Source organism: Komagataeibacter sp. NFXK3, assembly GCF_054182245.1.
The window spans coordinates 357469-380809 of sequence record NZ_JAPIVJ010000002.1 but is presented as its reverse complement, the minus strand read 5'-3'; the positions used below and the strand labels follow the sequence as shown (position 1 = coordinate 380809).

Here is a 23341-nt window from a genome sequence, read left to right as displayed (position 1 = left end):
ATCAGACAAAAAAGCCACGGATCTGTTCCAGCGTTGCGGCCAGAAAGTCGATTTCCTCCGGCGTGGTGTAGATGCCAAAACTCGCCCGCGCCGTAGCCGTCACACCCAGCCTGCGCATGAGCGGCTCGGCGCAGTGATGGCCCGCCCGCACCGCAATGCCATTGCGATCAAGCAGGGTGGCGATATCATGCGGATGGACATCCTTCATGGTGAACGAGATCACCCCGCCACGCTGCGGCGCCGTGCCAATCACCTTCAGCCCGTTGACGTTGCCCAGCGCCTCAAGCGCGTAGGCCGTCAGCGCATCCTCATGCGCACCAATCGCGTCAAACCCGATGGACTCGATATAGGCAAGGGCCGCACCCAATCCAATGGTCTCGATGATGGCAGGCGTGCCCGCCTCGAATTTATGCGGCACGTTCGCCCAGGTCGAGCGCTCGAACGACACGGTGGAGATCATGTCGCCACCGCCAAGGAAAGGCGGCATCGCCTCCAGCAGCTCACGTCGCGCCCACAGCACGCCAATGCCGGTGGGGCCATACAGCTTGTGCCCGGTCACGACATAGAAATCAGCGCCCAGCTCCTGCACGTTCACCCGGCGGTGCACGGCAAGCTGGCTGCCATCAAGCAGCACCTTTGCCCCCGCCGCATGCGCCATGTCGATGATGGCGCGGGCATCGGTAATGGTACCCAGCACATTCGACATGTGGGTGATCGCCACCAGCGCCACCCTGCGATCAGCCAGGTTGGCCTCCAGCGCCTCCATGTCCAGCGCCCCGTCATTGGTGATGGGGGTGATGCGCAGTTCAACGCCCGTGCGATCACGCAGCATCTGCCACGGCACGAGGTTGGCGTGGTGTTCCATCTCGGACACCAGCACAACCTGCCCTGGCTTCAGCAGCCCGCCATAGGAATGGGCCACGAGGTTGATGGCCTCGGTGCTGTTGCGGGTGAAAACGATTTCCTCCCGCGCGGCGGCCCCCAGGAAGCGTGCCACCTGGTCGCGCACGGCCTCATACGCCTCGGTGGTGCGCTCGCTCATCCAGTACAGGCCACGATGGATGTTGGCGTACTGGGTACGCATGGTGTCGGCCATGCAGTCGATCACCTGCCGGGGCTTCTGGGCCGAGGCGGCGCTGTCAAGGAACACCAGATCCTTGCCATGCACCTTCTGGCTCAGGATGGGAAAGTCGGCGCGGACATGGCGCAGGCTGCCTGCGGCATCCGTGGGCGTGATGACGCTCTGGTCCATCAGGCGACCTCCCGCTTCCACCAGGCTTCCACCGCAAGGTTCAGGCTGTCTTTCAGCCGCGCATCGTCGATCTGGTCCACCACATCATGCAAAAAGGCGCGGATCAGGATGGAACGGGCCGCCTCATTCGGGATGCCACGGCTGCGCAGGTAGAAAAGCTGGTCATCATCAAGCGCGCCCACGGTGGCGCCATGGCTGCATTTGACGTCATCGGCATAGATCTCGAGTTCGGGCTTGGCATCGATCTCGGCCGTATCCGACAGCAGCAGCGCCTGGTTCATCTGGTAGCCATCGGTCTTCTGGGCAATCCGCTCGACATGGATCTTGCCCTGGAACACGCCGCGCGCATGGTCGGCCAGCACGTTCTTGACCGTCTGGCGCGAGATGCAGTCCGGTGCGGCATGGGTGATCACGCTGGTCAGGTCGCCATGCTGGTGGCCCGCCAGAAGCTGCGCGCCGTTGACATGCACGCTGGCCCCCGGCGCATTCAGCCCCGCATGCACCTCATGGCGCGACAGGCTGGCGCCAAGCGTGAGCGTAAAGCTGTCATACACCCCTCGGCTGGCAACGCGGGCGTGGCTGACCGCAAGGTGCAGCGCCTTTTTGCCCTCCGCCTGGATGCGGGCATGCGACAGGTAGCCGCCCTCTTCCACCGTAATGTCATAAAGCGGGTTATGCAGGTAATAGCCCCTGCCCACGGCGGCATCGAGCACGGCCAGCCTGCCGCCCTTTTCCACCACAATGCGGTGCTGCGGGTGAAAGGAAACCGGCGCATCCTCGCCTGCAAGGCCAATGCTGACCAGCAGCAGGCAGCCTGCATCAACCCCTGCGGGCACGACCAGCGCCAGCCCGTCATCCGCCAGCACGGTGTTGAGCGCGGTGGTCACGTCGCCTGCCGGGTCGATTCCATCACGGAGCTCGCTTGCCGGGTCAAGGGCTTCAACCTTCACCCCCTGGGGCAGGCGCGAGCGCCCGGCATCGAAACGGCCATTGACGAACACGGCGCGACTGGCCCCGGCCCCAAGGCCCGAGATGGTCTCGACCTCGGCCAGGAGCGTATCGACCGCGCCGACATCGACATCGCGCGGTGCATCAGTAAACGGCACATCGGCCAGCGCGCGCAGCGAGGTGTATTTCCACGCCTCCACGCCCGCGCGCGGCAGGCCCACCGTGCGCAGGTACTCGGCGGCCTTGCGCCGCGCGGCATTGCCCGCACCTTCACCCCGGTCGAGAAAGGCGGAAGGATTGATCCCGACCGGTGCGATGGCGTTCACGCCGCCTCCGAGAGGAACTGGGCGTAACCCTGCGCCTCAAGCTGCTTGGCCAGTTCCGGCCCACCGCTGTGGATGATGCGGCCCTTGGCCATGACATGGATGCGGTCGGGCACGATATAGTCCAGCAGGCGCTGGTGATGGGTGATGACCAGCGCCGAGAAATCGGGCGAGCGCAGCGAGTTCACGCCCTCGGCCACGATGCGCAGGGCGTCGATGTCCAGCCCGCTATCGGTCTCGTCAAGGATGGCGAAGGACGGCTGGAGCATGCGCATCTGCAGCACCTCGTTGCGCTTCTTCTCGCCACCCGAGAAGCCGACATTCACGTTGCGCTTGAGCATCTCGTCAGACATGGACAGATGCTTGGTCTCCTTGCGCACGGCCTTGAGGAAGGCCACGGCATCAAGCTCGTCCATGCCGCGCGCGCGGCGCACGGCGTTGACGGCGGTGCGCAGGAAGTTGGCGTTGTTCACGCCCGGTAGTTCCACCGGTGTCTGGAACGCAAGGAACAGGCCAAGGGCCGCACGCTCTTCGGGCTCGAGTGCGAGCAGGTCCTGCCCCTTGAAGGTGGCGGACCCGCCGGTCACCTCATAATCCTCGCGCCCGGCCAGCACATAGGACAGGGTGGACTTGCCCGAGCCGTTCGGCCCCATGATGGCATGGACCTCGCCTGCCGGAATCTCGAGGTCGACCCCGCGCAGGATTTCCTTGTGGGCTTCCCCATCATCGATGCGGGCGCACAGGCCATTGATGCTTACGAATTGCTTGCTCACGTCTTTGAATCCCTGTTAGCCCACGCTGCCTTCTAGGCTGATCTGCAGAAGCTTCTGGGCTTCCACGGCGAATTCCATCGGCAGTTCCTTCAGAACGTCCTTGCAGAATCCGTTGACGATCAGCCCAACCGCATCTTCTTCCGACAGGCCGCGCTGGCGGCAGTAGAACAGCTGGTCTTCCGATATCTTGGAGGTTGTTGCCTCATGCTCCACGCGCGCGGACATGTTGCGGTTCTCGATATAGGGCACGGTATGTGCCCCGCAGCGATCGCCGATCAGCAGGCTGTCGCACTGGGTGAAGTTGCGGCTGCCCGAGGCCTTGGGCATCATCCGCACCAGCCCGCGATAGGTGCTGTCCGACTGGCCCGCGCTGATGGTCTTGGCAATAATGGTCGAGCGCGTGTTGCGCCCGATATGGATCATCTTGGTGCCGGTATCGGCCTGCTGGTGGTTGTTGGTCACGGCCACCGAGTAGAACTCCCCCACCGAGCCTTCGCCCTGCAGGATGCACGACGGATACTTCCACGTAATGGCCGAGCCGGTTTCAACCTGCGTCCATGAAATCTTGGAGCGCGCGCCACGGCACGCCCCGCGCTTGGTCACGAAGTTGTAGATGCCGCCGCGGCCGTTCTCATCGCCGGGGTACCAGTTCTGCACGGTGGAATACTTGATCGAGGCATCTTCCATCGCCACCAGCTCGACCACGGCGGCATGGAGCTGGTTCTCGTCGCGCATCGGCGCGGTGCAGCCCTCGAGGTAGGAGACGGACGCGCCATCCTCCACAATGATCAGCGTGCGCTCGAATTGCCCGGTGTTGCGGGCATTGATGCGGAAATAGGTCGAGAGTTCCATCGGGCAGCGCACGCCCTTGGGCACGAACACGAAGGAGCCATCGGTAAACACGGCGGCGTTCAGCGCAGCGTAGAAATTATCCGTCACCGGCACGACCGAGCCGAGATATTTGCGCACGAGTTCGGGGTGCTCCTGTACCGCCTCCGAAATCGGGCAGAAGATCACGCCCGCTTCCTGCAATGTCTTGCGGAAGGTGGTGGCGACGGACACGCTGTCAAACACCGCGTCGACCGCGACCGGCGGGCGTGCTTCCTCGCCTTCGGGCAGTTCCACGCCGGCCAGCATCGCCTGCTCGTGCAGCGGGATGCCCAGCTTCTCGTAGGTGCGCAGCAGCTCGGGGTCGACTTCCTCAAGCGACTTGGGGCCCGGCTTCTTGCGGGGGGCGGCGTAGTAATGCACGTCCTGGTAGTCGATGGGCGGGTAATGGACCTTGGCCCAGGTCGGCTCGCGCATTTCCAGCCACGAACGGTAGGCCTTCAGGCGCCATTCCAGCAGCCATTCAGGCTCGTTCTTGCGGCTGGAGATGAGGCGGATCGTGTCCTCATTCAGGCCCTTGGGGGCGATATCCATCTCGATATCGGTCTCGAACCCCCATTTATAGGTGTTCTGGCCCAGGGTTTCGACCGTCTTGCGGGTTTCGGCTACTGCCGGCATGTGTCTTTCCTCCCCTGTATCAGGCCGTGGCCTCGGGCCCGTCGGGCATGGGCGGCACGTGCAGGCCGCCCAGTCTGTCGGTTACTGTATGGTTCTTCATGTCTGCCAGCGTAATGGCTGAAAGCGCATGGCGGATGGCGGCATTGACCATATCCCACTGCCCGCCCAGCCCGCAGGTGGAGCGCGCGTCGCAATCGCCGCCATCAACGCAGGTGGTGAGCGATATGGGGCCATCAATGGCCTGGATCACGGCCGCGATCGAGATGTCCTCAAGCGGCTGGGCCAGCCTGTAACCACCGCGCGCGCCGCGCTGCGAGGTCACGATGCCCTGTGTCGCCAGAATCTTGAGCACCTTCGCCACCGTGGGTTCGGGAATGCCGGTCGAACGCGACAGGACAGGCGAGGTGGTGACCTCGCTCTTCTGCCCCAGCCGGACCAGAGCCACCACGGCGTAATCGGTCAGTTTCGACAGTTTCAGCATTCCGCTCTCCCGTACGTCCTGAGCCTGCATCCATAATTGGACCAGAACAGTACTGTTTCCTGAAGTTTCAGATGGGCTACCAGCCGGGCGCCGTCAAGTCCAATCGTAACACAGGCATGCCCTAGCCGATCCCGGTTCCGAATATCAGCTGTAATAACACGGACAAGCCACACCCCGCCAGAAAACCGACCAGCGTGCCGTTAAGCCGGATATACTGTAAATCCTTGCCCACACGCAGTTCCAGCCGGTCGCTCAGGCTTTCTGCATCCCAGCCATTCACGACCGAGTAAATAAAACGCGACATGCGATCGCGCAGGAAGGGCAGGCTGCCCACGATCATGTTGCGCGCGGCGTCTTCCACGCGCTTGCGCATGGCGGCGTCATTGTACATCTGGTCGGCCAGGCGCTGCAGGGCGTCGCGCACCAGGGTGGCGACCCAGCTGGCCTCGCCCTTGTTCATATCCTCTTCAATCACGCCGCGCAGGCGGCGCCAGACATCGCTGCTCCAGCCGCGCACGCTGTCATGGCTCAGCACGCCCATCACCGCATCCGTAATCTCGCCGCGCCGCACGGGGTCGAGTTCGATCCGGTCGATCTCGGTACGCACCCATGTGGTAAAGCCTTCGCGCAGCTCGGAGTTCTGCGGGTCGATGCGGTCGAGTTCCTGGCTGGCGGCCAGCAGCACCTTGGTTGCGATCGAGCCGCCAATGGCCCAGCCCAGCACGCGGCCGCCCTGCTCGCGCACGCGGTCCTCGATCATCATGCGCAGGGCGGGCTCCTTGGCCTTGATCCCTTCCTTGAGCCTTGAGAGCAGGAAGGACAGCACCTCCTGGTGGCAGTCGCCATCCACCATCGCGCGCAGGCTGCGGGTCACGATGGGGGCGATCTCCTCGCCGCCCAGCAGGGTGGGCAGCAGGCTGGCGATGGCGGAACTTGCGCGCCCATCTTCCAGCCGGTCAAGCACGTGGGGCACGGAACCGAGCACGGCGCGATTGACCATCTCGGCGGTTTCGGGCTCCTGGAGGATATTGCCAATGAGCGAAGGCAGGTCGATGCGGCTGAAGGCCGCTCCCACTTCCTTTTCCGTAAACACGTTGTTGGAAACAAAGCGCCCGAGCGCCTGCGCCAGCCGCTCCTTCTGGGCGGGCAGGATGGCGGTGTGCGGAATCGGCAGCCCCATCGGCCTGCGGAACAGCGCGGTCACGGCAAACCAGTCCGCCAGGCCACCCACCACGCCCGCCTTGGTGCCCGAGCGCAGGATCTCGAGCCAGGGCCGATCGGCCAGCCAGCCCATCTGCGGCAGGGCGTAGCCTGCCACCGTAAGCCCCGCCATGCCGACCAGCAGGCCCGTTGCGGACCGCTTGTAGCGCAGCAGGGTGCGCCGCGCATCCTGGTCCGTTTGTGGAATACCATTCATGAAGCCACTGATACCATTGTCTCCCCGCCAGCCCAAGCAACACTCGATATAACGCCTCAAATAGACATGAATAAGCCATGCGGGACATTGCGGCCCGCCGCCGAACATGGGATTTGGAAGGCAGAACCATGACGACCTTTCATGACAGGACAACCCGATGACCGAAGCCGCCGCGCGGAATGTGTCCGACCTGCTCCAGCAGGCCAGACAGCTGATCGAAAGCCACGATGAGACCGCATCGGGCAGTCCTGTCATGGCGCTTGCCCGCCAGATTGGCAGGCAGATGACCAGCGGCGCCCTGCCGATGGGCACGGTGGAGGACATCGTGCGCCTGCTGCGCGACCGCGCCTTTGCCGGCCGCGCCCACCACATTGCCACCTACCTCGACGGGCCGGATGAACAGGCCGTGACCACGCGCATGCGCAACGTCGCCCGCCACATCGTGCAGCCCGACCCCACTGACAGCCCGGTACCCATCGCGCGCTTCCGCGCCGCCATCGAGCGCAGCCGCTTTGCCGCCGTGTTTACCGCGCACCCCACCTTCGCGCTGGCCAACCCGGTCTATGAGGCGCTGGCCGATCTGGCCTCCACCAACCCCGCGACCGCGCCCGACCACGTTCCCGCCTTCCTCACGCACCGGCGCGTGGGGCCGCCCACGCTGGATGAGGAGTTCACGCTCGCCACCCAGGCCATACTGCGCGGGCGCAATGCGCTCGACCGGCTCAACACCATCTTGCTGTCAGAGGCGCGCACCCACTGGCCGCAGCTGTGGTCCACGCTGGTGCCGCGCCCCATCATCATGACCAGCTGGGTGGGCTACGACACCGATGGCCGCACCGATATCGGCTGGTGGGACACGCTGCGCCTGCGCCTGCGCATGAAGCAGCTGCAGCTGGGCCGCCTGCAGGCCCAGCTCGAGCCCGTCGCCTCGTGCTCAAACGACCTGCAGGCCCGCGTGGCCACGGCCCTGGAGGCCGTGGCCGCCCAGATCGCCGCCTGCCCCACCGGCCCCGAGCCCGAAGGCGTGTCGCGCTTTGCCGATGTGCTGATCAACCGCAGCACGGAGGCCCTGACCAGCAGCAACGACCTGCGCGCGACCTTCAGCGAGGCGATCGACGCCGCCACCGCCGAGGACAAGATGGCGCTGACGGTCGCCCGCGCGGGCTTCATGGCGCACGGGCTTTCCGCCGCGCATACCCATACGCGCCTCAACGCGACACAGCTGCACAACATCGCCCGCCAGCGCCTCCACATTACCGACAACCCCGACATTCCCGCCCAGCGCCGCGCGCTGATCAGCCGCATGAACGAGGCGCTGGACACGGTGGAACCGGTCGAGATCGATTTCGGCTCGCTGCTGATGGAACAGGCCAGCGCGGGCCGGCTGATGATGACGGTGCGCCAGATCCTGCGCCATATCGACCGCACCAGCCCCATCCGCTTCCTCATTGCCGAGACCGAGACCGGCTACACCCTGCTTACCGCGCTGTGGCTGGCGCGGCTGTATGGCGTGGAGGACATGATCGAGATCTCGCCCCTGTTCGAGACGCAGGATGCGCTGGAAAACGGCGAACAGATCATCGAGGAGGCCCTGCGCTCGCCGCACTGGCGCGCCTACCTGCAGCGCACGCGCAAGCTGAGCCTGCAGTTCGGCTTCTCCGATTCCGGGCGGTATGTGGGGCAGCTGGCCGCGACCTACCTGATCGAGCGGCTGCGCATCAAGGTATGCGACCTGCTGCGCAAATGGGATCTCGCCTTTGTCGAGGTGATCCTGTTCGACACGCATGGCGAGAGCATCGGCCGCGGCGCGCATCCCTACCGGCTGGCCGACCGATTCGACTATCTCTCGCCGCCACATGCGCGTGCCCGCTACACCCGCGCAGGCATCCAGCTCCGTGAGGAAACCGCCTTCCAGGGCGGGGATGGCTACCTTCTGTTCGGCACCCAGACCCTGGCCGATGCCACGGTCAGCATCATTGCCGAGCACGCCTTTGCCACAAGCGCGCTTGACCGCGACCCGGTTTATGACGAGCCGGATTTCTCGGCCGATTTCTTCTCCACCATCGCCAATGGCATGACCGGGCTGGTGGAAGACCCCGGCTATGCCGCCCTGCTCGGCGCCTTCGGCCCCTCGCTGATCGACAAGACCGGCTCGCGCCCCTCGGCGCGGCAGAGCGATGCCGCCTCCACGGTCACGCGCATCAAGCACCCCAGCCAGCTTCGCGCCATTCCCAACAACGCCATCCTGCAACAGCTGGCCTGGTGCGCGAACACGTTGCAGGGGCTGGGCACGGCGGCGGCCCGCCACCCCGAAACCTTCGAGAAATACCTGGCCGAGAGCCCGCGCTTCCGCCGCGCGATGGATTTCGCAGCCCACGGCCTGGCCCATTCCGACCATGGGGTGCTGCGCGGCGTGATCCGCCTGCTTGACCCCGACATGTGGCTGGAACGCGCCACCGCCCAGCGCGACGCGGGCGCGCAGGAAGCCTGCCTGACCCTGATGCACGGGCTGGAGCAGCTTGATTTCTGGGCGTCCACGCAGGCCATGTTCCGCCGCATCCAGTCCGACCATCTCGCCCTGCGCCGCGCCTGGCCCGAAGCCCCGCGCATGCAGCCCGATGAGCTGCTGCTGCACGCCATCCGCATCGCGCTGATCGAGCAGATCTGGCTGCTTTCCACCCGCGTGCCCTACTTCTCGCCCCGGCATGCCTTCTCGCGTGATGTCATGACGCTGAAGGTGCTGTGCCTTGAAGTGCCCGCCGTGCTCAAGGAACTGGAGCAGATCTTCCCCTACCGCTCCGATGGCAGCTTCGACCTCGATTTCCACGAGCCACACGGCCCCCGGCAGGAAGGCACCTACAGCCGCGAATACACCGAAATATTCGAACCGATGCAGCGCCTGTTCCAGATGGTGCGTGAAATCAGCACCGGCGTGATGCACCATGTTGGCGCATTTGGCTAAGCCTGCGCCGCGCAACGGGTGGCGGGTCAGCGAACCGCCCCCACCCTATGAAACCCCCCTGCCCCAGACACCCGCCATAAGGCGGGTGGTCGCCCATAATCCCGGCCCCATGACCGGCAATGGCACCAATAGCTGGCTGGTGGAACATGATGGCGGCTGCGCGCTCATAGACCCCGGCAGCGCGAAGCCCGCGCATCTGGACGCCCTTGTGGCGGCGGCGGGTGAGCGGCCGCTGACCCACATCATCCTGACCCATACCCATCATGACCACCTTGATGGCGCCCGCCCGCTGGGGCAGCGCCTGGGCATTCCGGTCTGTGGGTTCCATGCCAGCGAAGACCCGGATTTCACACCCGATATCGGCCTGCGCGATGGCGACCGGATTGCGGGCCTGCGGGTGCTGTACACGCCCGGCCATGCCAGCGACCATATCTGCCTTGAAACGGCGGATGGCATCATCTTTACCGGCGACCATATCATGGGCTGGTCCACCACCATGATCCCGCCCGCACCCTATGGCTCGGTGCGGCAGTTCCTGCGCAGCATGGACTCTGTACGCACCCGTAACGCCCGCCTGCTGCTGCCTGCGCATGGCCCCGCCATAACCCGGGTGGAAGCCTGCATTGACGGGCTTGTGGCCCACCGCATGGCGCGCGAGGACAGCATCATGGCGCTGCTGCCTGCCCGGCCGAGCACGCTCGATGAAATCGTGGACAGCCTGTACCACAACCTGCGCCCTGCCCTGCACCGGGCGGCACGGCTAAACCTGCAGGCGCACCTTGAAAAACTGCTTGAAGACGGGAAGGTCCGGCTACAGGAAAACCTGTGGACCAGAATCCTCCCGCAGCAAGGTATGCATATAAAGGGTTGAGGATGTGGCCGGAGCGGGACATCCCGGTCGCTGGAGCGCGATACTGATCCCCACCCCGCGTGACGGTGGATCACGCTTCGGACCGTTCTGACTGCTTCGGGCTGCCGCCTGGGGCGGTCATGATGGATTTATTGTGCCTGGGCGTCCGGCTGTGCTTCTGCTGCGGGGTTCAGGCGCTGCCTCCTGCCACACACGATCAAGTAATGCATGGGCTTCCGTAGGCACGATAACATCGTTGAATTGTATTACAGAGGGTTTTTCGGAAACGAACACTATTTTGGATGGCTGGTTCAGGCTTAATGGAAACGCTGCATTTGTTTTATAATTACAGCTTGGGCTTGCGCGCCCGGCATTAATATTTTCTCCATAGCAACGTGTTCCGTCATCAACATCGACCACATTGGTATATTTTTTCTCTCCATTCACCGTATATCCATGTTATTATAAGCATTTCCGCCAACATCCATGGATACGCCAATATAATAGCTTTTTGATTTTGTTCTTTTCCAATTACTGCATATAAAAGTATTACAGTGTTTGCCATGAATACTTCGAATCGATCATAGCTTTAACCATTATCATAAAGATTTTTTTGGCTTATAACTTCCACCCTTAACCAAGAATGCGTAAAAACCATCGTATTTTACTGTATTTTTTATTCTTACATATTTATCAAATATTTGTATTCAGGTTTTTCTATATCTCCCGCACATCTATCAATATTTACACATAATAATATGAAAAAAATAATAAAATTAATTCTTTTTATTTCAAAAATACGAATAAAAAATAATTTGTGGCCATTTTCACCTTAAAATTCGCGTCGGCACTCTTATCGTCCGGTAATATCTTCAATGTTCATTGGGCGTGCAGGCGTCCCCCTCACTGATCTAGTGCGTATCGGTTAACTGTGAGCATTCCTGAACCTGCTTCATGGCAGGACACCAGACCCAGCCGAAAAACCTGCCAGCCTGCCCAGCACCTGACATTTATCTGCGCCCAACGGTGCGTGCTGCCCTTAAAGGGCCATGCCTCCCCAAGCCCTGTTTTTCATACAAAAAAAAACCGGCCCCCTCGCAGGGGCCGGCTTTTTTTCAGGCACTCTCTTTCGAGAAAGATCAGGCGGACTGCGCCATGATCTCTTCCGCAACATTGCGGGGCACCGGATCGTAGTGATGGAACTGCATGGTGAAGGATGCACGGCCCTTGGTCATGGAGCGCAGGTGCGAGATGTAGCCGAACATTTCCTTCAGCGGCACGGAAGCGCGGACCATGACGGTGGACCCTGCGGTTTCCTGGCTCTGGATCATGCCACGGCGGCGGTTGAGGTCACCCACCACGTCACCCACGTGATCGTTCGGCGTGGTCACTTCCACATCCATGATCGGCTCGAGAATGACCGGACCGGCCTTCTTCATGCCTTCACGGAAGCAGGCCTTGGCTGCGATTTCGAACGCCAGCGCCGAGGAGTCGACATCATGGTACTTGCCGTCGAGCAGCGTGAACTTGAAGTCCACCGTGGGGAAGCCCGCGAGCACGCCGGTCGTGGCCTGGGCCTGGATGCCCTTGTCCACCGCCGGGATGTATTCCTTGGGCACCGTGCCGCCAACGACCTTGTTCTCGAAGGAGATGCCTTCGTTACGCTCGACCGGCGCGAACTCGATCTTCACTTCCGCGAACTGACCCGAACCACCCGACTGCTTCTTGTGGGTGTAGGTCTCGACATGCGGCTTGGTGATCGTTTCACGATACGCCACCTGCGGCGCGCCGATGTTCGCATCCACGCCATATTCGCGGCGCAGGCGGTCGATGATGATGTCGAGATGCAGCTCGCCCATGCCGGACAGGATGGTCTGGCCGGTTTCCTGGTCGGTCTTCAGGCGCAGGGAGGGATCTTCGCCAGACAGCTTCTGCAGCGCCAGCGTCATCTTCTCCACGCCGTCCTTCGTCTTCGGCTCGACCGAGATGTCGATGACCGGGATCGGGAAGGTCATGCGCTCGAGCACCACGGGGTCGGCCGGGTCGGCAAGCGTGTCACCGGTCTGGCTGTCCTTGAGGCCCACGAAGGCGGCGATGTCGCCTGCGTGCACTTCAGACAGTTCCTCGCGCTTGTCGGCATGCATCTGGTAGATGCGGCCGATACGCTCCTTGTGGCCCTTGGTCGTGTTCAGCACCGTATCACCGGTCTTGAGCACGCCACGGTAAACACGCACGAAGGTCAGCGTGCCGTATTTGTCGTTGATGATCTTGAAGGCGAGGCCAGCAAACTTGCCATCGGGGTCAACCGGGATGATCGGCAGCTTGTTCTCGTCAACTTCTTCGTCTTCCGGCGGAGCGATGCGGATGCCTTCCACGTCGTTCGGCGCGGGCAGGAAGTCGATCACGGCATCGAGCAGGGGCTGCACGCCCTTGTTCTTGAAGGCGGTGCCGCACAGCACGGGACGGAAGTCACCGGCAATGGTGCCCTTCTTGATGCAGCGCTTGAGCGTTGCAACGTCCACGTCGCCCTTGTCGAAGTATTCTTCCATCGCGGCGTCATCAACGGACAGCGCGGTGTCGAGCAGGTTCTGGCGCGCTTCGGCGGCCTTTTCCTTCAGGTCGGCGGGGATTTCCTCGTAGTGGAACTTCGCGCCAAGCTCGCCGCCTTCCCACACGATGGCGCGCATTTCGATCAGGTCGACCACGCCAACGAAGTTCTCTTCCGCGCCGATGGGCAGCTGCAGCGGAATCGCCACGATGTCCAGCTTCTCCTTCAGCGTGTCGAACGCGTTGTAGAAGTTGGCGCCCGTGCGGTCGAGCTTGTTGATGAAGATGATGCGCGGCACGTTGTAGCGGTCAGCCAGACGCCAGTTGGTCTCGGACTGCGGCTGCACGCCGGCAACGCCTTCGATGATGAAGATCGCGCCATCGAGCACGCGCAGCGAGCGGTTGACTTCGATGTTGAAGTCAATGTGGCCCGGGGTGTCGATGATGTTGATGCGGTGACCTTCCCACTCACACGTCACGGCAGCCGAGGTGATCGTGATGCCACGCTCACGCTCCTGCGCCATGTAGTCGGTGGTGGTGTTGCCTTCGTGCACCTCACCGATCTTGTGGGACACACCGGTGTAATACAGGATACGCTCGGTGGTGGTGGTCTTGCCGGCATCAATGTGCGCGGTAATACCGATATTGCGAATCAGGGACAGATCAGACTTGGCGGACACGGGAGAACCTCCACAAGACAACACGGGCGCGAAGGGGAACCTTTCCCTTTCGCGCCTGCCGGAACCGTAAGCTGCTTCCGCCCTCAGTCTCTTTCAACCTGGACGACGCAGACCGGCACAGCGGAACAATGCGCCAGACTTCAGTCAGGCTTTTTGACAGCGCCGGGCCATTTCCCCGCAATAGCGGGGAAGCAGCCCGGAACGTATCAGGCCACGGCGGCCTTCTTTTCCTGAACGCGCAGGATGCGGCGCTTCACCGTCATGGCTTCCGGCGTCAGCTTGCGGTTCGGGGTGGACAGCAGGAACGAGTCCAGCCCGCCATTGTGCTCGACCGTGCGCAGCCCGTTGGTGGTCATGCGCAGGGGAACGGCCGTACCGAGGATATCGGACAGCAGCGAGGTTTCCTGCAGGTTGGGCAGGAAGCGGCGGCGGGACTTGTTGTTGGCGTGGCTGACGTTGTTACCGGTCAGCACGCCCTTGCCTGTGATCTGGCAGCGGCGAGACATTTTATCATCCTCGGATATAACTTTGGCCGAGGCATAAATGCCCGGCAAGGATCGTCTAGATTAGGCGCGGCTTATCGCCAAACCACCGCCATCCGTCAAGACGCATAAGCATGATTCGGCATATTTTGTGTGCAAAAGGGCTGAAACGACCCCGTTCCAGCCCTTTCGTGGCCCCTGTTCAGGCCGCCCCGCCTTCATGGTCGGGGTGCAGTTCGCCCGCCTGCACGCTGTGCAGCGCGTTTTCAAGCAGGCCCTGCATGGCCTCGCGCCCCATGGTGCGCGACAGCAGGCCCAGCGAGCCGCCCAGCAGGGCGGAGGCTATGGCCATGGGCGGCAGGTTCTCGCCCAGCATGTATTCGATGGCCTTGTCCACCACCGCGCCGCAATGGCTCAGTTCGGGGGGGATGGCGTCGCCCTCGGGGGGCGTGTTGGTCTTGTCCGTCATGTCACGGCTCCTTTTCGCGTTATCCCTGATATGTACCGCCTTGCCGCCCCTGACCAGTGCGGGGCGGGCATGAAAGGGGTCACAAGCCTGCGTGAGGGGCTTCACCCGCGCTCGGCATCCTCCTCCGCCTGGGCCGCCCACATGCCTGCATACAGGCCGCCGCGCTCAAGCAGGGCGCGATGCGTGCCGCGCTCGAGAATCTGGCCATGTCCCATCACAAGGATTTCATCCACGTCCACGATGGTGGAGAGCCGGTGGGCGATGATGAGCGTGGTGCGGTTGGCGGCCACCGCGCGCAGGGCGGTCTGGATTTCGTGCTCGGTGCCGGTGTCGAGCGCGCTCGTCGCCTCGTCAAGCAGCAGCACGCGCGGGTTCTTGAGGATGGTGCGCGCAATGGCCACGCGCTGCTTCTCGCCACCCGAGAGCTTGAGCCCACGCTCGCCCACCCTTGTCGCGTAGCCTTCGGGCAGGCTCATGATAAAGTCATGGATGCAGGCGAGCCTTGCCGCCTGCTCCACCTCCGCCTGCGAGGCGCCAAGGCGGCCATAGGCGATGTTGTAGCCGATGGTGTCGTTGAACAGGATGGTATCCTGCGGCACCACGCCAATGGCCCCGCGCAGGGCAGCCTGCGTGTAGTCGCGTATGTCGTGGCCATCGACCACGATGCGGCCCACCGTGACGTCATAGAAGCGGAACAGCAGGCGGCTGATGGTGGACTTTCCCGCCCCCGTCGGCCCCACGATGGCCACCCGGTGGCCCGCGGGCACATGGAAGCTGATGCCCCGCAGGATCTCGCGGTCGGGGCGATAGCTGAAATGCACGTCCTCGAAGCGGATATCGGCGGCCGGCGCCTCGTCCAGCCGTGCGGGCAGGCTCAGGGCGTGCGAGGAATCGGTAATGTCGGCGCGTTCATCCATCAGGCCGAACATGTGCTCGAGGTCGACCAGTGAATTGCGCAGCGAGGTGTACACGCTGCCCAGGAAGTTGAGCGGCAGGTAAAGCTGCATGAGGTAGGTATTGACCAGCACGAAGTGCCCCACCGTCATGCGGCCTGCCTCCACATCGCGCCCGGCCATGAGCATGACCGCGATCAGGGCCACGGCAATGATCGCCGCCTGCCCGAAATTGAGCCCGTTGAGCGAGATCTGGGTGCGGATGGCGGCCTGCTCGTAGCGGGCCTGGGCATCCTCGTAGCGCTGGCGCTCGTGTTCCTCGTTACCGAAATATTTGACGGTCTCGTAGTTGAGCAGGCTGTCGAGCGCCTTCCAGCTCGCCTCGCTGTTGATCTCGTTCATCTGGCGGCGCAGGCCGATGCGCCATGAGGTGAACTTGATGGTAAACGCCACATAGGCCGCCACCGCCGCCAGCATCACCACGGCATAGCGCCAGTCGAACAACCTCCAGATCACGAGGATGACCATCAGCGCCTCGATCAGCGTGGGCACCACGTTGAACACGCCCACGCGCAGCAGCGTCTCGATGGCTTCCGTGCCGCGCGCAATCGCCCGCGTCACCCCGCCCGACTGGCGGTTGAGGTGAAAGCGCAGCGAGAGCCTGTGCATGTGCGTAAAGCTCTGCATGGCCGCAATCCGGCTGATACGGTAGCGCAGCGGGGCGAACAGGGCATCACGCAGTTCGCCCAGTCCGGCGGCGGCCATGCGCAGCAGGCCATACCCCACGATCAGCAGGAGCGGCATCATGGCAACGCCCCCCGCATGCGGCTGGAGCGCATCGATCACGCGGCTATATGCATAGGGCACGCCAATGGTGGCCACCTTGGCCGCGATGAGCAGCAGACATACGCCCACCACGCGCAGGCGGGTGCGCAGGTCATGGCGCGGCCACAGATAGGGTAACAGGCCGCGCAGGGTGGCGGCGGCGGAGCGCTCCGGCATGTCGGGCCGGGCCGTGGGGGAAACAGCCATAGCACCGGCATGTGGCACACGCCGCCTGTTTTGCAACCCATATTCCCACCCGGCCATGGCGCGGGGTGGCATTGTCAGGCCGGGGGGCAGCCGTTATGCCACCCTCAACCCGAAGGACAGGGATGGAACATGTCACGCAGCCTTGAAGGTTTCTTTCGTCATATCGCCGCCTGCAACACGGCGGTGCTGCCCGGCGGGCGGCTGGAGTTCCGGCTGGGGCATGCCCCCGCGGGCTGGGTGCAGCCCGCCCTGCTGCCGGCGCTGCTTGAACACGGCATGACCCATGCGGGCGACACCGTTACCCTTGCCGACCCCGCCCGGCTTGAAGCCATTGGCGAGGCCATGGCGCAGGCAGGCGTGTACCGCTCGCACCATGAGCTGTTCGATGTCTGGACCGACATGGCCCTGCCCCCCGTGGCCCGCATCGACCGGGGCGCGCTGCCGCTGTTTGGGCTGATGGCGGCGGGCGTGCACCTCAATGGACTGGTCAGGCTGCCCCACGGCCTGCATCTGTGGATCGCGCGGCGCTCCATGACCAAGCGCCTCGACCCCGGCAAGCTCGACCACCTCGTGGCAGGCGGCATACCGGCAGGCCATACGGCGGCCGAAGCCCTGTTCAAGGAAGCGGCGGAGGAAGCCAGCCTGCCAGCAGAACTGGTGCAGCGCGCCCGCCCCACTGCCGATATCCGCTACGCGCTCGACCGCCCCGAGGGATTGCGGCGCGACGTGCTGCACTGCTTCGAACTCGAACTGCCGCCCGACTTCGTGCCCACTCCCGCCGATGGGGAAGTGGAGGAATTCCGCCTGATCCCGATCGAGGAAGCCTATACGCTAGTGCGTGACACGGATGCGTTCAAGTTCAACGTCAACCTCGTGCTGATCGACCTGTTCCTGCGCACGGGTATGATCGATGCCGCCAGCCCCGAAGGCCAGCGCCTGCGCCAGGGCCTGACCGGCTGGCACGCCCCCCGCTCCGCCTGAACCCCTGCCCCCGAGGACCATGCGATGACCACGCTCCCCATTGCCCGCCAGATCCCCCACGCCATCACGCAGCTTGGCCGCACCCGGCACGATGAATATGCGTGGATGAAGGATGATAACTGGCAGGAAGTGCTGCGCGACCCCACGCTGCTGCGCCCCGACATTGCCGGGCACCTGCGGGCGGAAAACGCCTATACGCAGTCCGTCCTGTCCGGCACGGACGCGTTGCAGGACACGCTGGTGGCCGAGATGAAGGGCCGCATGCAGGCGGATGACACCTATCCGCCCACCCCGCATGGCCCCTACTGCTACCAGACCAGCTACACGGCCGGCGCGCAGTACCCGGTCTATAAACGCTACCCCACCGCCACCCCGGCAGCGGAGGAAGTGCTGCTGGACGTGAATGAAGCGGCCAGGGGGCATGAATATTACGCAGTCGCCGCTGCCGCCCACAGCCCCGACCACAGCCTGTTCGCCCATGCGGAGGATACGCAGGGCTCGGAAATCTACCGCATCCACATCCGCAGGCTGGCAGGCGGCGAAGCCCCCCTGCCCCTGGTCGAGAACTGTAGCGGGGCGTTCGTGTTCTCGCCCGACAGCGCCTTCCTGTTCTGGGTCTGGCGCGACAGCCATGGCCGCCCGGCCCGCGTCTATCGCCGCCGCATTGGCGAGGAGCGCGACACGCTGGTGTATGAGGAAGCCGATCCCGGCTTTTTCGTGGGCGTGGAGACCACGCGCTCGGGCGGGTGGATCATCATCACCAGCGGCAACCACGACACCTCCGAATCCTGGCTCATCCCCGGCCACGACCCGCAGGCGGCACCACGCTGCGCCAGCGTGCGCGAGACGGGGCTGATGTACGGGCTGTACCATCAGGGCACGGATTTCATCATCCTGACCAATGCCGATGGCGCGTATGACTTCAAGCTCATGATCACGCCCGATGCGGCACCTGCGCGCGCCAACTGGCGCGACCTCGTGGCCCATGAGCCGGGCCGCTACATCACGGAGTGCATGGTCTGGTCGGGCCACCTCGCCTGGCGCGAGCGACGCGATGCCAATACGCGCATCATCATCCGCAGCGTGGATGGCGCAACCGAGGCCCTTGAACCCGATGAAGCCGCCTATGACCTGACACTGGTGGGCGGGTACGAATACGACACCACCGAGCTGCGCTACATCTACCAGTCCCCCACCACCCCGCGCACGTGGCATGCGCGTGACATGGTGAGCGGGGCCGAGACCCTGCTCAAACGGCAGGAGGTGCCCTCGGGCCACGACCCGGCGCAGTACCGCTGCTGGCGGCTCATGGCGCGGGCAGCGGATGGCGAGTTGGTGCCGGTAACCGTACTGGGCCGCCATGACACGCCCATCGATGGCTCGGCCCCACTGCTGCTGTATGGCTATGGCGCCTATGGCCATGCCATCGACCCGGTTTTTTCCACCCGCACGCTCAGCCTTATCGATCGCGGCTGGTTCTACGCCATTGCCCATGTGCGCGGCGGCTCGGAAAAGGGCTGGAACTGGTTCCTTGGCGGGCGCGGGCGCAACAAGCCCAACACGTTCAGCGATTTCATCGCCTGTGCCGAAACCCTTGTGGCCGAGGGCTTTGGCGCGACCGGCCGCATCGTGGCTGATGGACGTTCCGCTGGTGGAATGGTAATGGGGGCCATCGCCAACATGCGGCCCGACCTGTTTGCGGGCATCGTGGCCGTGGTGCCGTTTGTGGATGAACTCAACACCATGTCTGACGCGTCGCTGCCACTGACACCACCGGAATGGCCCGAATGGGGCAACCCTTTGGAAGATGTGGCAGCCTATGACCTGATTGCCAGCTACGCCGCCTATGAGCAGGTCGCCCCGCGCGCCTACCCCGCCATACTGGCCATGGGCGGCCTGACCGACCCGCGCGTAACCTACTGGGAGCCCGCCAAATGGGTGGCCCGCCTGCGCGCCAATAACCGCTCGGAGCGCCCCATCATGCTGCGCACCAACATGGAGGCCGGGCACAGGGGGGCCACGGGGCGCTTCGACTCCCTCAAGGAAGCCGCCCTGATCCACGCCTTTGCCCTGTGGGCGATCGATACGGCACCCGCCAGACAGGATTAATGTCTTTCCGCACACGGGCGCGTTAGCATAAGTAGCCCCTTACAGCAGAGCCCGCACATCCCAGAGGAACAAGAATGACGGATCCCCACAACGCGGATCAGGATGGCTTTCCCGCCCCCATGACAGGGCGCGAGGTCGATCCCTCCACGATGCGAACCTTCCGTTCATTCCGCGAGACCCAGCGCACGCAGCGCATCGCGCGCGCGATGCTGGCGCTGTTTTTCGTGCTGCTGGGGCTTTACACGGTGCGCGGCTTCCTGCCCTCGCTGATATGGGGCTGCGTGTTCGCCATCGCCTCCTGGCCGCTTTACGCGCGTGCGCGGCGGCGGTGGAACGGGCGGGCACATAAAACGCTGCTGCCGCTGCTGTTTACACTGGCCATCGCCTTCATCTTCATCGGGCCGCTCGCACTGTTCGGGCTGGAGGCGGGGCGCGAGGCGGAAGGCGTGCTGCGCTTCCTCAACGAAGCCCGTCGGTCGGGCATTCCCGTGCCGGAATGGCTCAGCCACCTGCCTTATGGGCAGGCAGCGATCACCGCATGGTGGAACGAGCACCTGAAGAACCCGGCGGATGTGTCCGCCCTGCTCGGCACGATGAATATCGGGCAGAGCGTCAAGGTCACGCAGCAGCTTGGCTCGCAGGTGCTGCACCGCGTGCTGCTGTTCGCCTTTGCCATCCTCACGCTGTTTTTCCTGCTCAAGGATGGCGATTCCGTCATCCGCCAGTCGCTCAACGTCTCGCGCCGCGCCTTTGGCAAGCGGGGCGAGCGGATCGCGTTGCAGATGATCGCCTCGGTGCATGGCTCGGTATCGGGGCTGGTGCTCGTGGGCATTGGCGAAGGCATGCTGATGGCCGTGGCCTATCTGATCGCCGGTGCGCCGCATCCCTTCCTGTTCGGGGTGGTGACGGCCATCGCCGCGATGATCCCGTTCTGCGCCTTCATCGCCATCAGCGCCGTCGCCCTCATGCTGCTCATCAAGACCGGCGCGCTGTTCGGCGCCATGGCCATCATCCTGCTGGGCATGGCCGTGATCTTCCTGGCGGACCACCTCGTGCGCCCGGCCCTGATTGGCGGCTCGACGCAGCTGCCCTTCCTATGGGTGCTGGCGGGCATACTGGGCGGGGCTGAAAGCTGGAGCCTGCTCGGGCTGTTCATGGGGCCTGCCATCATGGCGGTGCTGCACATGCTGTGGCTGAACTGGAGCCGGGCCCGCTACTGAGCCGGACCTCTGGTTTCCGGGCGCCAGATACAAAAAAAGCACCCTTTTCAGGATGCCTTGCTTGCTTGGTATTCTTATCGCAGACAGGGATATCGGGCAGGCGGGATTCGAACCCACGACCCCCAGTCCCCCAGACTGATGCGCTACCAGGCTGCGCTACTGCCCGCCTGTCTGCGATGCGCAGGGTGTAGCAGCCACCCGGGGGGACTGCAACCCATGTAATGAACCAAAACGAAAAAAAATGCCTGGCTCAGACCGGCACCATCTGCCGCAGGGCCTGCAACTCGACCAGCACGCCGCGCAGGCTGTCGCGCAGCACCGTATTTTCCGCCTGCAGGCGCTCAACCTCGATCATGACAATCTGCTCAAGCGGCGGCTGTTCCGGCTCGTCCACAGGCTCCTGCGCTGCCGTCTCCGCCACGATTTCGGGCTCAGGGGCAGCATCAGCCCCGGTTGCGGCTTCTTCCACCACTGCGGGCGCCGCAGGCACGGGCGGGGCCACCGTGGGCTGCATGTCGCAGGCAACCACGGTTTCCACCACTTCCTCGATCACCGTCACCCGCACGGCATCGGTTGCCGCTTCCTCGGCGGCGGGGGAAGCGGCTTCCACCGGCGCGTCCGGCGCCACGGGGGCCTGCGCCACGGGCGGTTCGCCGGGCGGGGTTACGGCCTCGCCGCCGGATTCGGGTGCGGCAAGAGCCTTCCGCGCCAGTTCAGCCTGCGCCTGCGCCACCGACAGCTTGCGCACATAAAGCAGGTCGGCAATCTCGCGCAGCACGATGATGTCCTGCGGGCGGTAGTAACGCCGCCCGACCGGCCCGCGCAGCGGCTGGAGCTGCGGAAAGCTGGCCTCCCACATACGCATGACATGCTGCGCAAGGCCAAGCTCGCGCGCGACCTCATAGATCGGCAGGCAGTCCGTGCCTGGCTCAAGCGTGCTGGCTGGAGCGTGCTCCGTGGTCATTCCTCGTCTCCTTCCGGCGGGGCCTGCCCGGCGGACTGTCCGTTGACATGGGCACGAAGCAGCTGGCTGGGGCGAAACACCAGAACAGAGCGTGGCAGAATCGGTACTTCCACGCCGGTTTTGGGGTTGCGGCCCGTGCGCTGCCCCTTCTGCCGGACGGAAAACGTGCCAAACCCGCTTATTTTAAGGGTATCGCCAGCCTCAAGGGTCCGTGCCATCCGCTCAAGGATATCTTCCAGAATATCGGCGGATTCATGGCGGGACAGGCCAACCTGATCGTATATGTGTTCTGCCAGAGTGGCGCGCGTGACGGTGCTCATGCGTAAAAGTTATGCATGTGCGTGCGTATCGTCAATTGAATGTCGTAGGCCTGCGGGCGGTTTGTTTCGTGCCCGTTTCAATGTGGTACCGAAACGACATTACAGCCGCGCCAGCGCCGACCCCCATGTCAGCCCACCACCCAGGGCTTCCATCAGCACCAGGTCGCCCCTGTTGATGCGTCCGTCGCGCACGGCCTCGTTCAGGGCCAGCGGAATGGAGGCGGCGGATGTATTGGCATGCCGGTCCACCGTCACCACCACGCGCTCGGGCGGCAGGGCCAGCTTGCGGGCCACACCATCAATAATGCGCAGGTTGGCCTGGTGCGGCACCAGCCAGTTCACATCCGCATGGCTCAGGCCATTGGCGGCCAGCGCCTCATCCACCGAGGAAGATAGCTTGCCCACCGCATGGCGGAACACCTCGCGCCCGTTCATGCGCAGGTGGGCGGGTTTGTCATGCTGGCCCGTCGCGCCATCGACAAAAAGCAGGTCGCCATAGCGGCCATCGGAATGCAGGTGGGTGGACAGGATGCCCGCCTCCCCCGCCGCGTCATCCGCGCCGGTCAGGAATACCGCCCCTGCCCCATCGCCGAACAGCACGTAGGTGCCCCGGTCTGTTTTATCGAGAATGCGGGAATAGACTTCGCTGCCAATGACCAGTGCCGAACGCGCCTGCCCGCTGCGAATGAGCGAATCGGCCATGGACAGCGCATAGATGAAGCCCGAGCACGCGGCGGCAAGGTCAAAGCCAAAGCCGCCGGTCATGCCCAGTTCGGCCTGCACCCGCACGGCAGTGGAGGGGAAGGCCTGGTCGGGCGTGCTGGTCGCGACAATGACGGCATCGACATCATCAGGCGTGGCACCGGCATAATCCAGCGCCTGCCGGGCTGCCTGGGCGGCCATGGAAACGGCGGTATCGTTCTCGCCCGCCATGTGGCGCTGGGCGATTCCCGTGCGGGCGCGAATCCATTCATCCGATGTATCGAGCCAGGTGGCCAGTTCATCGTTGGTAACGATCCGCTCGGGCAGGTAACCGCCAAAACCGGACAGAAGCGAGCGTTTCGCCGTCATGCCTGTTTTTCCACCACTATCATTTCATATGCACGGGCGGGCGCAGGCAGGTGCAACCTGC

19 protein-coding genes and 1 tRNA gene are annotated in these 23341 nt (G+C 63.8%); 5 read left to right on the top strand and 15 right to left on the bottom strand.

Annotated features, from left to right (window positions below):
* Position 1 precedes the first annotated feature (1 nt).
* The 6 genes from OQZ28_RS03970 to OQZ28_RS03945 all read right to left on the bottom strand — a co-directional run bounded on the left by OQZ28_RS03970 (position 2) and on the right by OQZ28_RS03945 (position 6700).
* A complete protein-coding gene (locus OQZ28_RS03970; RefSeq protein ID WP_458135199.1) occupies positions 2-1252 on the bottom strand; it encodes an aminotransferase class V-fold PLP-dependent enzyme in 1251 nt (416 codons plus the stop codon).
* Positions 1252-2526, bottom strand: coding sequence for a Fe-S cluster assembly protein SufD (gene sufD, locus OQZ28_RS03965; RefSeq protein WP_458135198.1), 1275 nt, complete (start codon positions 2524-2526; stop codon positions 1252-1254). Before sufD ends, OQZ28_RS03970 begins: the two co-directional genes overlap by 1 nt.
* Positions 2523-3296, bottom strand: a complete 774-nt coding sequence (gene sufC, locus OQZ28_RS03960; RefSeq protein ID WP_061272166.1) for a Fe-S cluster assembly ATPase SufC — start codon at positions 3294-3296, stop codon at positions 2523-2525. The genes sufD and sufC overlap by 4 nt, the downstream gene beginning before the upstream one ends.
* 15 nt (positions 3297-3311) lie before the next feature.
* On the bottom strand, positions 3312-4802 hold the full coding sequence (gene sufB / locus OQZ28_RS03955; RefSeq protein WP_110568847.1) for a Fe-S cluster assembly protein SufB: 1491 nt from the start codon (positions 4800-4802) through the stop codon (positions 3312-3314).
* A 19-nt stretch (positions 4803-4821) separates the two neighbouring features.
* Positions 4822-5283, bottom strand: a complete 462-nt coding sequence (locus OQZ28_RS03950; RefSeq protein ID WP_458135197.1) for an SUF system Fe-S cluster assembly regulator — start codon at positions 5281-5283, stop codon at positions 4822-4824.
* A gap of 121 nt (positions 5284-5404) precedes the next feature.
* Positions 5405-6700 (bottom strand): DUF445 domain-containing protein, encoded by a 1296-nt coding sequence (locus OQZ28_RS03945; RefSeq protein ID WP_130730532.1) that lies wholly within the window; start codon positions 6698-6700, stop codon positions 5405-5407.
* Between the two features lie 157 nt (positions 6701-6857).
* On the opposite strand from OQZ28_RS03945, the gene OQZ28_RS03940 reads away from it, so the two are divergent.
* The gene (locus OQZ28_RS03940; protein ID WP_458135196.1) at positions 6858-9662 is read left to right on the top strand and encodes a phosphoenolpyruvate carboxylase; all 2805 of its coding nucleotides are present in this window, start codon (positions 6858-6860) and stop codon (positions 9660-9662) included.
* Positions 9643-10533 carry an MBL fold metallo-hydrolase gene (locus OQZ28_RS03935; RefSeq protein ID WP_458135195.1) on the top strand — a complete coding sequence of 297 codons (891 nt, stop codon included), beginning with the start codon at positions 9643-9645 and terminating at the stop codon, positions 10531-10533. The genes OQZ28_RS03940 and OQZ28_RS03935 overlap by 20 nt, the downstream gene beginning before the upstream one ends.
* A 117-nt stretch (positions 10534-10650) precedes the next feature.
* On the opposite strand, the gene OQZ28_RS03930 is transcribed toward OQZ28_RS03935, so the two are convergent.
* The 5 genes from OQZ28_RS03930 to OQZ28_RS03910 all read right to left on the bottom strand — a co-directional run bounded on the left by OQZ28_RS03930 (position 10651) and on the right by OQZ28_RS03910 (position 16615).
* Positions 10651-10959, bottom strand: a complete 309-nt coding sequence (locus OQZ28_RS03930) for a hypothetical protein (protein WP_458135194.1) — start codon at positions 10957-10959, stop codon at positions 10651-10653.
* Between the two features lie 692 nt (positions 10960-11651).
* Positions 11652-13739 (bottom strand): elongation factor G, encoded by a 2088-nt coding sequence (gene fusA, locus OQZ28_RS03925; protein ID WP_130730535.1) that lies wholly within the window; start codon positions 13737-13739, stop codon positions 11652-11654.
* A 206-nt stretch (positions 13740-13945) separates the two neighbouring features.
* On the bottom strand, positions 13946-14245 hold the full coding sequence (rpmB, locus tag OQZ28_RS03920; RefSeq protein ID WP_061272153.1) for a 50S ribosomal protein L28: 300 nt from the start codon (positions 14243-14245) through the stop codon (positions 13946-13948).
* A 178-nt stretch (positions 14246-14423) separates the two neighbouring features.
* On the bottom strand, positions 14424-14690 hold the full coding sequence (locus tag OQZ28_RS03915) for a hypothetical protein (RefSeq protein WP_130730536.1): 267 nt from the start codon (positions 14688-14690) through the stop codon (positions 14424-14426).
* 101 nt (positions 14691-14791) lie between these two features.
* Positions 14792-16615, bottom strand: coding sequence for an ABCB family ABC transporter ATP-binding protein/permease (locus tag OQZ28_RS03910; RefSeq protein ID WP_458135193.1), 1824 nt, complete (start codon positions 16613-16615; stop codon positions 14792-14794).
* A 129-nt stretch (positions 16616-16744) separates the two neighbouring features.
* Between OQZ28_RS03910 and OQZ28_RS03905 the strand changes: the two genes are divergently transcribed.
* The 3 genes from OQZ28_RS03905 (at position 16745) to OQZ28_RS03895 (ending at position 20925) form a co-directional block, all read left to right on the top strand.
* Positions 16745-17596: an NUDIX domain-containing protein gene (locus OQZ28_RS03905; RefSeq protein WP_458135192.1), complete on the top strand. Its 852-nt coding sequence runs from the start codon at positions 16745-16747 to the stop codon at positions 17594-17596.
* 24 nt (positions 17597-17620) lie between these two features.
* Positions 17621-19705, top strand: a complete 2085-nt coding sequence (locus tag OQZ28_RS03900; RefSeq protein ID WP_458135191.1) for a S9 family peptidase — start codon at positions 17621-17623, stop codon at positions 19703-19705.
* A 74-nt stretch (positions 19706-19779) separates the two neighbouring features.
* Entirely contained in the window at positions 19780-20925 is a 1146-nt protein-coding gene (locus OQZ28_RS03895) for an AI-2E family transporter (RefSeq protein WP_130730540.1), read from the top strand.
* A gap of 92 nt (positions 20926-21017) precedes the next feature.
* On the opposite strand, the gene OQZ28_RS03890 is transcribed toward OQZ28_RS03895, so the two are convergent.
* The 4 genes from OQZ28_RS03890 to OQZ28_RS03875 form a co-directional block, all read right to left on the bottom strand.
* Positions 21018-21091, bottom strand: a tRNA-Pro gene (locus OQZ28_RS03890).
* A gap of 84 nt (positions 21092-21175) precedes the next feature.
* Positions 21176-21889: a MerR family transcriptional regulator gene (locus tag OQZ28_RS03885; RefSeq protein WP_458135190.1), complete on the bottom strand. Its 714-nt coding sequence runs from the start codon at positions 21887-21889 to the stop codon at positions 21176-21178.
* Positions 21886-22209 (bottom strand): integration host factor subunit alpha, encoded by a 324-nt coding sequence (locus tag OQZ28_RS03880; protein ID WP_130730542.1) that lies wholly within the window; start codon positions 22207-22209, stop codon positions 21886-21888. The genes OQZ28_RS03885 and OQZ28_RS03880 overlap by 4 nt, the downstream gene beginning before the upstream one ends.
* Positions 22210-22308: 99 nt before the next feature.
* Positions 22309-23280 carry a beta-ketoacyl-ACP synthase III gene (locus tag OQZ28_RS03875; RefSeq protein WP_130730543.1) on the bottom strand — a complete coding sequence of 324 codons (972 nt, stop codon included), beginning with the start codon at positions 23278-23280 and terminating at the stop codon, positions 22309-22311.
* Positions 23281-23341: the final 61 nt, after the last annotated feature.